The organism is Ruegeria sp. HU-ET01832 (assembly GCF_040371315.1).
GTDB classification, from domain to species: Bacteria; Pseudomonadota; Alphaproteobacteria; order Rhodobacterales; family Rhodobacteraceae; genus Ruegeria; species Ruegeria lacuscaerulensis_A.
In genome coordinates this window covers 176,642-187,816 of record NZ_BAABWL010000002.1, presented here as the reverse complement: position 1 = coordinate 187,816, position 11,175 = coordinate 176,642, and the positions used below count along the sequence as shown (strand labels likewise).

12 protein-coding genes are annotated in these 11,175 nt (G+C 51.4%); 8 read left to right on the top strand and 4 right to left on the bottom strand.

Annotated elements, in window-relative coordinates:
- Positions 1-57 precede the first annotated feature (57 nt).
- Entirely contained in the window at positions 58-1,761 is a 1,704-nt protein-coding gene (locus ABWV79_RS06275) for an alkaline phosphatase family protein (RefSeq protein ID WP_353390973.1), read from the top strand.
- 154 nt (positions 1,762-1,915) lie between these two features.
- Here ABWV79_RS06275 and ABWV79_RS06270 read toward each other — a convergent pair whose 3' ends face one another.
- Positions 1,916-2,332 (bottom strand): cytochrome c, encoded by a 417-nt coding sequence (locus tag ABWV79_RS06270; protein WP_353390972.1) that lies wholly within the window; start codon positions 2,330-2,332, stop codon positions 1,916-1,918.
- Between the two features lie 419 nt (positions 2,333-2,751).
- Positions 2,752-3,180 (bottom strand): c-type cytochrome, encoded by a 429-nt coding sequence (locus tag ABWV79_RS06265; protein ID WP_299641624.1) that lies wholly within the window; start codon positions 3,178-3,180, stop codon positions 2,752-2,754.
- A gap of 230 nt (positions 3,181-3,410) precedes the next feature.
- Here ABWV79_RS06265 and ABWV79_RS06260 point away from each other — a divergent pair, with 230 nt between their 5' ends.
- The 7 genes from ABWV79_RS06260 to ABWV79_RS06230 all read left to right on the top strand — a co-directional run bounded on the left by ABWV79_RS06260 (position 3,411) and on the right by ABWV79_RS06230 (position 8,546).
- Entirely contained in the window at positions 3,411-3,959 is a 549-nt protein-coding gene (locus ABWV79_RS06260) for a DUF6512 family protein (protein WP_353390971.1), read from the top strand.
- 104 nt (positions 3,960-4,063) lie between these two features.
- Entirely contained in the window at positions 4,064-5,104 is a 1,041-nt protein-coding gene (locus ABWV79_RS06255; protein ID WP_299641619.1) for a PLP-dependent cysteine synthase family protein, read from the top strand.
- Between the two features lie 20 nt (positions 5,105-5,124).
- The gene (locus ABWV79_RS06250; protein ID WP_299641617.1) at positions 5,125-5,604 is read left to right on the top strand and encodes a hypothetical protein; all 480 of its coding nucleotides are present in this window, start codon (positions 5,125-5,127) and stop codon (positions 5,602-5,604) included.
- 247 nt (positions 5,605-5,851) lie between these two features.
- Complete coding sequence (locus ABWV79_RS06245) at positions 5,852-6,154, top strand: hypothetical protein (protein WP_353390970.1); 303 nt, start codon at positions 5,852-5,854, stop codon at positions 6,152-6,154.
- Between the two features lie 142 nt (positions 6,155-6,296).
- Positions 6,297-7,127, top strand: a complete 831-nt coding sequence (locus tag ABWV79_RS06240) for a class I SAM-dependent methyltransferase (RefSeq protein WP_353390969.1) — start codon at positions 6,297-6,299, stop codon at positions 7,125-7,127.
- A gap of 186 nt (positions 7,128-7,313) precedes the next feature.
- Positions 7,314-7,970, top strand: coding sequence for a methyltransferase domain-containing protein (locus ABWV79_RS06235; protein ID WP_353390968.1), 657 nt, complete (start codon positions 7,314-7,316; stop codon positions 7,968-7,970).
- A 66-nt stretch (positions 7,971-8,036) separates the two neighbouring features.
- Positions 8,037-8,546, top strand: coding sequence for a MaoC family dehydratase (locus ABWV79_RS06230; RefSeq protein ID WP_353390967.1), 510 nt, complete (start codon positions 8,037-8,039; stop codon positions 8,544-8,546).
- A gap of 164 nt (positions 8,547-8,710) precedes the next feature.
- Here ABWV79_RS06230 and ABWV79_RS06225 read toward each other — a convergent pair whose 3' ends face one another.
- Positions 8,711-9,598, bottom strand: a complete 888-nt coding sequence (locus ABWV79_RS06225) for a LysR family transcriptional regulator (protein WP_353390966.1) — start codon at positions 9,596-9,598, stop codon at positions 8,711-8,713.
- A gap of 615 nt (positions 9,599-10,213) precedes the next feature.
- The gene (locus ABWV79_RS06220) at positions 10,214-10,999 is read right to left on the bottom strand and encodes a hypothetical protein (protein WP_353390965.1); all 786 of its coding nucleotides are present in this window, start codon (positions 10,997-10,999) and stop codon (positions 10,214-10,216) included.
- Positions 11,000-11,175 lie beyond the last annotated feature (176 nt).

The following is an 11,175-nucleotide window of genomic DNA, read 5'->3' as shown; positions in this document are numbered from 1 at the left end:
TAGCGCGCAATTGCGGTTGCCGCCAACCTGCTGCGCAATACAGCGAAAGGAAACACTGTGCCTAAAACACTGAGAGCTTGTTTGTCTTTGTGGTTGGTTGCAGTCACTCCTGCGTACGCACAAGAACCTCCTCGTCTCGTTTTGCAGCTAACCGTCGACGCGTTTCGGGGCGATCTGCCGACACGCTACTTTGAGAATCTTGGGGAGGGTGGCCTTAAGTATTTACTGGAAAACGGTGTACACTATCTGGACGCCCATCATTGCCATGCCAATACAGAGACGGTTGTCGGACACGCCACATTGGCGACCGGGGCAACTCCGGCAGTACACGGGATGATCGGAAATATCTGGTTCGACAGAACCTTGGACCGCGTTGTCTACAACGTTGAAGACAGCACCGCTCCGCTTCTTGGAGATGGCGCTGGTGTCAATGACGATATTGAAATTGACCCAACACAGGCGGCAGCTGGCACAGATGGCCGGTCACCACGCGCTATACTTGTTACGACGCTTTCGGATGAATTAAGCGCTTCCACTGCTGGTGCGGCCAAGGTCTTTGGAGTTTCAATCAAAGACCGTGGGGCAATTACAATGGCGGGGCAAAGCGGCAAAGCCTTCTGGTTCTCAAAAGCCGCAAATCGTTTTGTCACAAGCTCCTATTACTATGACAAATACCCGGATTGGGTTTCCTCATGGAATGACGCATCGCCGAGCGCATCCTTTGAAGGAACCTCTTGGGAGTTGATGCACCCAAAGGAAGCCTATCTCTTTGGCGACCGTGACAACCAACCATGGGAGACGGATGTTGCCGGGTTCGGCATAACCTTTCCTCATCGCTATTCTTCGACGCAAAATGGGTTTGACCCGCTGGAAAATCCCTACTTTACGACCTTTTTAACGCTTAGTCCTGCTGGCGACGATCTGACGGCGCAGTTTGCCAAACGGTTGATTGATGCCGAGGATATCGGGCAAGATGCGGTAACGGATTATCTGGCGATTAGCTTCTCGTCCGTGGATTACGTCAACCATGTGTTTGGCCCCTCCAGTCTTGAAGCCGAGGATACGATATACCGCCTCGATCAGACTCTCATGATTCTCTTCGCGTTTATCGACGAACGGATTGGGCTGGAAAACGTTTTGATCGTTCTATCGGCGGACCACGGCACCACCGATGCGCCGGGCTATTTGGAGAGTGTTGGCATCCGAACTGGCCTTGTTGCTCCGGACACATGGGACCCGACGGAACAGATAGCCAAGCTTAAGGAGCGGTTTGGGATCACCGGGAAATTGCTTGAAGGTTATAATCACCCCTATCTCAATATCGCCCCCGAAGTATTGGCTCGCATTGATATTGATTTATCCACGCTGGAGTCAGCTATTGCAGAAGAGCTTCTATCCTTTCCCGATGTGGCATTCGCCGTCCCCAGTACGGCTATCGAAGCAAACCTCCTACCCGATACCGACATCATGCGCTTGGTCCGCAACAACTACCACCCCACCCGATCCGGGAACATATACGTAATTTTCAAACCCGGCTGGTTCATCGCAGACATCGATGGTCTGTCCGTCACATCCACCCACGGGTCACCGTGGCGCGGTGACACACATGTGCCGATTTTCTTTGCTGGAGCGAACTTAAAACCGCAACGGGTTGCACGCCGGGTTTGTACGACTGCTATCGCATCCACACTGTCTGCATTATTAAGTACGGCACGTCCTAATGGTGCGAGCGGTGAGGTACTACAAGAAGTCTTGGATTAGACCGCTGTGAAGCGCGAGACCTGATATTGAAGCAAGCTAGGCCAGACCGCGACGGCATCGTCTACAAGTCGATCCGTATATTCGCTGCTTCCAGGCAATTACGGCACCCGCCCAACGCAGCACTCTTTTGCGTACTCAACTGCGAAGCAGAACTTCACGGAACATATCGTTCCGGCTTCGGAGACTGAATACTCTCCAAATACTCAGCAATTTCGATTAGTCTGGAAGGAATACGCGTAACCAAACCATTCCCCGTATCAAATTCGACAGTAGGGCCGTCGTTCAACTCGGTGATAATAGGCATGTCATCGCGAGGTTCTTGAACTTTCAAATAACCGTCCAAGATCGACATGACCTCCAACATGGGCCACACACCCCCTCTGCGTTCGGAAATCTTTGTTAAATCAGCAGGCACTGTTTTCAAATCAGTGGCGTCAGGCCCATTTCCTGTCGCATCGACTCCGTGACACCTGGTGCAATGCTCGAAAAAAAGGTCTTTCCCAAAGTCCAAAAACTCGTCGGCCGCAGATATCGTTGGAACCGAAGAAATTACTATGCTTGCAACGATCATAAAGTACCTCATAAGTTGGAGGTCCTTTGCCAAACGAGAGTTTATTACAACAGAAATGGACCGACATCTTCCCCCGGTCAACGTCGGTCCTTTACCATATAACACTTGCTATCCTATGGCCCAAAACCGATTGATGGGGACAGGCAGCAACGAGCTCAGAACAGCTTCACCATTTAACATTCGAAATTTAGCATGTGAAAGCGCTCGGCTCTTTGACATAAATCATATGTCACTTCGCAGTCTGCCAGAATTGGACTCGACACGCCAATTCGGCCAAATGATTTTGAATGACTGCTTACGCCTAGCAGAGCACGGCGCTTCACAATGCTAGGCCTGGAATTGTCACCGGGTCAAAAAAAGGTGCAGGTCCAGAACACCGGCAAACGATCAATTGCTGACCTAGCGCCAAAAACACTAATCTACTGTTGGATGCTTTCTAAGAAAAACAATAACCCTGCTAACTCGCGCGGTGTGGGCGTCAAGACACCCTCGATTTCAACCGGAACCAGGTCTTCCGCCATTTCCCCGCCAAATTCCGGCATAACCCGAGCAAGATGGCTGTTTCCTGGGTCGCCATAGATGTAGCTTAGGGCCCGTGCTTGAGGGAAAGTGCCTCCGTTCTTCGCGCTCAATGTTGTCAAATCTGTTGGCGCAACGGAAAGACCGCTGCTTGCCGGGCCACCGCCTCTGCCATCCACACCATGACAAGAACTACAGTTTTCTGAGAAAAAGGCTGCCCCATCAGCGCGAGTGGGCATGACGTCGGCGTCAGGATACAGATCTGTACACGACGCTGTGGCCAGAGCAATAAATCCAACCGATAATATTTCCCACCTTTTATCGTGCATGCTCAACCCCGGATTTTAATCCAGCCTACGGTCTATTGTAGCACCTGGCAATGACAGCAACTGGGGTTAAAAATCAGGAAGGGTCAACTTTACAGACTCTTACAAGAACTTGGACATTGCCGCTCACCAAGGGGGGGTGAAAGCTATTTCTAGACCTTCTATGTCTGCGGGCATTTCACTTTTGAGAATCTAAGCAGAGTATTCGACAATCAGGATTGGGAGATCCAAACATGCCGGAAGCTTCGTCCCGAATAGTTTGGCTCGAAGCGATAGGGGCGATCCTAATGATCCTACTTGGGTCCGGGCTGCACTTTGCATTTGTTTTGCTTGGAAGTTGGACGCCAATGGCGCTTGTGGCAGCTGTCAACGAGTCAATTTGGGAACACTTAAAGCTGGCTTTTTGGCCAGGCTTGTTTTGGGCCTGCCTAATGCCGCTTCCACCCCGACTTACAAGAAGGGACGTATTTAGTGCTAAAGGAGTTAGCCTCGCAATTACTGCTATTTTAATTGTAATAGTATTCACAGCATACACAGCGATATTTGAGCGCAACTTTTTGTTGATTGATATTGGAATATTTGTTGCAGCAATTTGCATCGGCCAGATCGTGTCAATTCTGCTGCTTGCTTACGAAGATCAAATACCTGCACTCATTCATGTATTCGGCCTGGTTCTCCTTGGGGTTCAAGTCGTCGCCTTCAGTACCCTAACATTTTTCCCTCTTAATCACTGGCTGTTCATTGAAGCACAATCTGGCACGATAGGTATTCCTGCCCGTTAGATGGACAGTCGGTCCTATTGGTGACGCATGCTTGCATCCCCATGAATTTCAAAGACGATTTTCCCAAGCTTGACGGGCCCTAAACAGGGCGTTTGAGTAGAGGCATGGACCGTTGGATTTCGGATTCGATTGCCAAGATCAATGCAGATGCTCACCGCTCTGCCGATACGCACCTTTTCAAGCTTCCCGTCCGGGGGCTGAAGGGCGTAGACATCTATCTCAAGGATGAAAGTACACATCCCACTGGCAGCCTCAAGCACAGGCTGGCACGCTCGCTTTTCCTTTATGCGCTTGTAAACGGGAAAATATGGGAAGAGACACGTGTAATCGAAGCCTCGTCTGGCAGCACCGCCGTTTCAGAAGCTTACTTCGCCCGTATGATCGGAGTGCCTTTTACCGCGGTTCTCCCAAAATCTACCGCCAAGAGCAAAATCGACCTAATCCGGTTCCAAGGTGGGGAAATCCACTTCGTCGATGCGGCGCCGGACATGCACCAGGCCTCGGTTGAACTGGCAGCTGAAGTCGGTGGCTACTTCATGGATCAGTTTACGTACGCCGAGCGGGCGACGGATTGGAGAGGAAACAACAACATTGCAGAAAGCCTTTTTCGCCAGATGGAACGAGAGCCACATCCAATTCCATCGGTTATTGTGATGAGCGCGGGCACTGGCGGAACTTCAGCAACGCTGGGGCGGTACATTCGCTACAAGGGCTTTAAAAGTGAGTTGGTTGTTGTGGACCCCGAAAACTCAGTGTTTTTTGAAAGCTTTCGAACTGGAGACAGGACCCTGACCCGCCCCTGTTCAAGTCGTATTGAAGGTATCGGACGTCCCAAGGTAGAGAAGTCATTTTTGGCAGATGTAATCGACCGTATGATCCAAGTGCCCGATGCGGCAAGCATTGCGACTATGCTCTGGCTTGAAGATCGGATCAGGCGGCGGGCAGGCCCATCAACAGGCACAAACCTTTGGGGGGCTTTGCAAATTGCGCAAGAGATGGAGGCTGCCGGACGATCTGGCTCCATTGTCACTATTCTTTGTGACGACGGAAATCGTTATCTCGACACCTACTACGATCCGGAATGGGTGATGGAAAACTTCGGCGAAACCACCTCTTACGATGCTATTTTGGCGGGATATCACTGAATTCAAACGAAGAGGACAGCATGAAAAGGGTGAAATTTGTATTTGCAACGCTTCTGGCATCAATGGTCGCCGTGATGCTTTGCGCCACAACAGTTTTGGCCTCCTCTCAGGAAGCACAACGGATCATCGAAAGCGCAGCTGCTGATTGCAAAGACTTCGAGAATGGAGAGTTTGATCAGGGTGACGCTGTGACCGAGATCGAGCTGCGCTCCCAGTTTGGCACGGTTAAGGCTGAACTCGTAGATGAAAGCCAGTATTCCTGTTCTTCTGCTGCCTCTATGTACTGCGGAACAGGGGGGTGCATGCTCAATCTTATCGTCGACGGTGAGATCATGTCGTGGCAGGTAACGGGTTGGCGTCTTTTTGACTGGGGGCCTGACCGTATACTGCTTATTGGACGAGACGGTGGTTGGTGCGGAGGCGCAGGAGCCGAGGTTTGTTACGAGGCGCTAGTTTGGAGCAATGGGAAGATTTTAACCGTTGGTTCGGCGCCAGAGTAAGCCCGCGCAGCGCTAGCGGTTGTTTTACGCGCCTGGCCTAATGGCCCAGAACTTTTGGATCGAGCTTTATCTGTTCGACGGCGATTACCCAAAGTTTCGATTTATGACCGAAACAAAAACTTTGTCGCGAGGGCGATGGCGGACATAAAGATGATAAAGCACCTGTCATAACGGGTCGCGACCCCTGAACTGGTCACATCAGGTTTTGGACGCATCTCCAATCAACCTTTCGACGGCTCCACCTGCCGTGGATGTTGCAAGCCAGGTTTTGGGCATCATCGACCAATGCCCGGCGGGTTGGATCTATTCAGATTCTTCTTCAACGTCAGGACTACTGGAGCGCTTGCTGGCAGAAGCAGATGTTGAATACGTTCAAAAAGTCGATGTGCTCCGTGCGGACCAGATCATACAGGATGATGCATCTCGTCGAGCGATGAAACAGCAGCTGAATTCACACAAGCGGTCCAGTGACGATCCGCTCGATGAGGTGGAGCGGTTGTGGACCTGCTACCAAGCAGCGAAGGCCTCGAAGGAAGGAGATGAGCGATGATTTTGGCGGACGATGCCTGGCGTAGATAGTCAGCCCTAGACAGACATTCGCAACTGGACTTTTCAAATCCGGATAAGCGGACGGAGCTGACATTCAAGATCACCGTGTCTACCATAGAGGCATAAGTTAGGGAGGCTTCAACATGACCGATCCCAATAAAGTCGCGCACCACTACCACTCTGGTCACTTGCTAAAGCGAATTTCTGATGGTTGCGCAGCACTGGACTTGACCCCACCGATTTCTCGCGACGCTTTGGCGCCGGTTGACGAGTTTCACATTGGCGGACGCCTTGCGACCGAACCTTTTGTGAAGGCTTTAGACCTTTCGCCCCAAAGTCGGGTTGTCGATTTTGGATGTGGCCTCGGTGGTCCTGCCCGCTATGTAGCAGCGGCCACTGGGGCTCATGTGACCGGCATCGATTTAACCGCCGAGTTTGTGGAAACAGGACGCGCCCTTACAGAATGGACGGGCATGTCGGATCGGGTTCAACTCATCGAAGGAAGCGTACTTGATCTGCCGTTAGAATCTGACTCGATGGACGCTGCTTACATGATCCACGTCGGCATGAACATTGCGGACAAAGTTGGCATCGCGCGGGAGGCAATGCGTGTGCTTAAACCAGGGGGTATTTTTGCGATTTACGATGTGATGCAAGTCGGCGAGGGCAATATGGATTATCCAGCGCCTTGGGCTTCGACTTCGGATCAGAGTGCGCTTGCACCACCAGAGACATATGAGGCGGCTTTGAAGTCCGTTGGTTTCGAATTGACCGATAGGATCGACCGCACCGTGTTTGCCAAACAATTCTTTGAAGATTTGGCGGCTGCGCAAAGCCGTGCGGATGGTCCTCCACATCTTGGCCTGCATCTGATCATGGGCGACGACACAGCGCTAAAGGTCCAAAACATGGTGCGAAACATAGAAGGCGGATTGATAGCCCCGATTGAGATCCACGCCCGTCTGCCCATCTAACTTTGCGTCCGCACTGGGCTCGAATTAATCATTCTCTGCGGTGTGCGGATGGGCCGATGGCAGCCCGAAGCAGACAATCACAGTCACGCTTTTCAGTTTTGCACCAAGCCATTCAATAGGACATGCGCGACGTTCAGGAAATCATGTGGTCTTTTCCAAGCAGCGTAATTTGCGCTACCAATAGACATGAATGGAGACCGCAGACTTTCCGCAGTACTCTCGGCCGATGTAGTAAACTACTCAGGCCAGATTAAGGCAGATGAAAATAGGACTCTCGGCGAACTTCGTGTTCTACGTCGAGAGTTATTTGATCCTTTGGTTAGCGATCATCGCGGTAATGTCGTTAAGAGGATGGGTGATGGAGATGCTACGTTTGACTATGCCTTCATACAACAGGGGCTTCAGTTCTTCCCCGACAAATCCGCCGCGTTGAAAGAAGTTCATAGGATCTTGCGCAATGACGGTCAGCTGTTTTTGACATGTTGGCGCGCTGTGTCGCCCTTCAATGGAGCACTTGCAAAAGCTCTCGAACAGCATGTTGGAACAGATGCCGCAGTCAAGGCCAGAGCGCCTTTTTCGTTTCGAGATGGGGACCTCATTTCGAACTTGTTGGTCGATGCAGGCTTCAAGATAGCTCGTCACGAGCCATTGGTACTAGAGCGAAGATTTATTGACCTTCGTGCGCAAATCATGGCGCTGCCAATCGAAACTGATCTTAGGGATGCAGGTGATGACGTCACCAACAAGGTCGTGGAAGAGGTTGCAGACGCTTTGTCTAGATATGACAATGAAGGCGTATTGCACGTACCGCAAGAAGCGCACCTTTTTGTCGCCGCGGCATAGGTCAACGACCACTGGCTCAGTTCTCAATTACGATCTTTGCCATGGTCGAAAGACAATGCGGCATTAGTGGCTGCCGAGCGTGACTCCGCGTTGACGGTTGAGTGTGCATCAAACTATACTTTTGCCATGGCCAGCGGAAAATACATCGACGATTTGTCGGTTGGCGAAACTTTCGAAACCGGTGGCGTTACGCTGACCGAGGGAGCGATTGTTGACTTCGCACTGGTTCATGACCCGCAGCCCTTCCACGTTAACAAAGTGGCTGCCGCAGAGTCGATTTTCGGCGGTCTCATCGCCAGTGGATTTCAAACAATAGCGCTTACTTTCAGGTTGTTCCGCGACACTGGTGTACTTACCGGCACCAATCTGGGTGGACATGGTATGGACGAGGTACGGTGGCTGGCTCCGGTGTATTCCGGTGACACGATCAGCGTGCGCGTCACGGTTGAAGCAATTACACCATCACGTTCGAAGCCAGACCGGGGAACGGTCAAATTCCGATACCAGACATTTAACCAGAACGATGTTGAAGTTCTTAACCTGGTCATGCACCACGTGATGGCATGTCGGAGTTAAGGCGGTTTGCAGCGACTTGGGCGCGGCGATCAATTCGACCTCCCTTTGCCATCTTCAAGAGTATCCTTGGGCTCGCCACATAAAGCTTCTATTCGCAATTGCGGTCGTGGCGTACATGCAAACTAGCTTGTTCGCGTGTTCTCAATCCTTTTTTGCCTAAATAACTACTTGTAGATTGCCGCATAACGAGGTGCGAAGAACTTAACGAAGGCTCTAACCTCTGGCCGACGATAGGCTTCCGGCGAAATGAGCATTAGGTGCGGCACCGCAAGTTCGGGGATTTCGTCGAAACATCGGATAAAAGACATGTCTGTTTCCACCAGCTTGACATTGCTGATTCCAAGGCCTTGCCCTGACCTGATCGCCGCATGCATTAGCTCCAGTTCAGTGAAAGACATGACGATCTGGTCCGGCTCCACGTGATTGGTCAACCATTCGTGGAATACATTTGGTACGTCGTCCCGCTGAAAGGTAACAAACTGATGCCCGGCCAGATCATTCGTTGACCCCGGTAAGCCAAATTTGTCCGCGTAATTTCTGCTGCCGAACAAAGACCAGCGGGCCGTGCTGATCTTACGACAGATCAGGTCAGGATCAGGTTCAGTTCTTGCAAGGCGCAAAGCAATGTCGGCCTCGCCCGCCATCAGGTCCAGCGCCCGAACGCTGGACAAAAACTCGAATGCGACATCCTGATTGTCGGCGGAAAACTCGTTTACGATTTCAATCATGCGTGCAGAGAAGTTTGCTGAGTAAGCGGTGATACGGATGGGTTGTGTCGACGTCAATTCTTTCGCGCAATCGGCAAATTCAAGGACTGAAGTCTCGATTGCTTCGGCGAGGGGAACGAGGCGAAGGGCTTCTGGGGTCGGTTTGAACCCGTGCGTACCGCGCTCAAAAAGCGTCAAGCCTGTTTCTCTTTCGAGAACATCAATGCGTCGGGCAACCGTTGGTTGGGAGACCTTTAGCTTTCTGGAGGCCGCAAGCGTCGACCCTTCTCTGAAGACAGAGAGGAACACACGAATATCCGACCAATTTCGGAACCCGTTCTTCATTTTTGTAGAACAGCACAATTTTGTGCCGGATACCAGAAAAACGGGTGAACAGTTACTCTTGTTGCGACAGCGCAAGTAACTCGAAAAGGACCATGAGATGGCTTCCCATACAATGTCACCCAGCATCTGGACCGTATTTGATGGACTGTTCGGTTGGACCAAAAGAGCCTGCCCCGAAACCCGGAAGCCGCGGCCTACAGCCAACAATCTTCACGCGGAACGCGACTATATTAATGACGTGATCTGGAGTAGTCCCGCTGCGTTTTCGAGTGAACTTGACGTGCAGAACATGATGAGTCTGTATCCAGGAAGGTTCTGACGACACTTGGTGACAATCGGCCGAACAAGGCGATTAGATCACGCCAAATTCAGCTGCAAGCTGGAAGTGACAGCCACGCACCTGTGTTGTAGCCATTGAGTAAGTACCAACACGAGACCTTCTCGTGCAACCTGGCGCCTTGTTTGACGATATTGAAGTGAGCCACCTGCTGGCAAAGGTCACTCACCTCACCTCACCTCCGCATGTTCGTCGTTTGGTGAAAGGCAATTTCCTTTGATCCGTTCTCGTAAATTTGCAAAGTCCGAAATGCTAACCGAACAGACCTTTGTCCGAGACTACACCCGATACCAGTTTTCAACTTCTCGGGCGGCTTCTTCGGCTGTAAAAGTAGTCTCTACCTCTGCGATTGCGTACTTTACTTCGTCTGAGCTAGCACTGAGTTCTAAGGCGTCCGCATCCAGATCATGGGCTGACCCTGCATTTGAATAGATCGTATCGACCCCAATTCTGATGGCGTGTCGGAGTTGCAGCAGGTGCTCAAAAAACCGCACATAAATCATCTCCTCGTACGGAGAATGAATATCCGCTTCAGAGATCAAGCCCAATTCTGCGGCCTTGGCACACGTCAAACGCCAAGCCAGTTCCATTGTGGATGGTGGCGCGTCCCTGGCCTCTTCAGGATGTCCGGGGTTCGCAAACGTAGATCTTCGAATAGCTTCGAGATTGGCACGTAAGCCCTTTGTGGGAACCGGATAGATGAATTTGGTTTCCTCGGAAGCTAAGGCAGGCTCAATCTGATCCGGCTGCGCCTGGATGAACTCTGAAAACCTGTTTCCGATGATAGGGACTTCGCCCACAATCATGTCTGTGGGATCGGAATTCTCCACCTGCCATCGCGCTAAGGTTCTCCGGCCCCACAATCCGGCGGCCCTTCGGATCAACGGATGAGTTCCATCCGAAACATCTGGATACTTTGTTAGTATGTCTTCGGTCTGAAACGCCGCGAGCCCCTTATCCCAACGCATGATATGCACGCGACGTCCCAAGGAGATCGCAATGGATATTTGCTGGCGCAATAGGAATGACTTTCCAGATGCCGGCAATCCAGTGAAGAAAACCATGCGGCAACGACGTGCAGCGTCCGCTAGGTGTCTTCCAATTTCTGCGTCCGCAAAACTGTCCTTAGAAATTACGAATCTCCTTATTCGGTGTCGGCAACAGCGTTAGGTAGCAAACGCAACTTGGTTCCAGAGCCGCTACAAACATTCTACGCCCGCCATTCTGAAAGCGATGTTTG

Excerpts from the sequence above, each read along its gene's own strand:
- ABWV79_RS06255 (WP_299641619.1), top strand. The coding sequence starts at position 4,064 with ATGGACCGTTGGATTTCGGATTCGATTGCCAAGATCAATGCAGATGCT.
- ABWV79_RS06250 (WP_299641617.1), top strand. The coding sequence starts at position 5,125 with ATGAAAAGGGTGAAATTTGTATTTGCAACGCTTCTGGCATCAATGGTC.
- ABWV79_RS06270 (WP_353390972.1), bottom strand. The coding sequence starts at position 2,332 with ATGATCGTTGCAAGCATAGTAATTTCTTCGGTTCCAACGATATCTGCG.
- ABWV79_RS06260 (WP_353390971.1), top strand. The coding sequence starts at position 3,411 with ATGCCGGAAGCTTCGTCCCGAATAGTTTGGCTCGAAGCGATAGGGGCG.
- ABWV79_RS06240 (WP_353390969.1), top strand. The coding sequence starts at position 6,297 with ATGACCGATCCCAATAAAGTCGCGCACCACTACCACTCTGGTCACTTG.
- ABWV79_RS06265 (WP_299641624.1), bottom strand. The coding sequence starts at position 3,180 with ATGCACGATAAAAGGTGGGAAATATTATCGGTTGGATTTATTGCTCTG.
- ABWV79_RS06235 (WP_353390968.1), top strand. The coding sequence starts at position 7,314 with ATGAATGGAGACCGCAGACTTTCCGCAGTACTCTCGGCCGATGTAGTA.
- ABWV79_RS06225 (WP_353390966.1), bottom strand. The coding sequence starts at position 9,598 with ATGAAGAACGGGTTCCGAAATTGGTCGGATATTCGTGTGTTCCTCTCT.
- ABWV79_RS06220 (WP_353390965.1), bottom strand. The coding sequence starts at position 10,999 with ATGGTTTTCTTCACTGGATTGCCGGCATCTGGAAAGTCATTCCTATTG.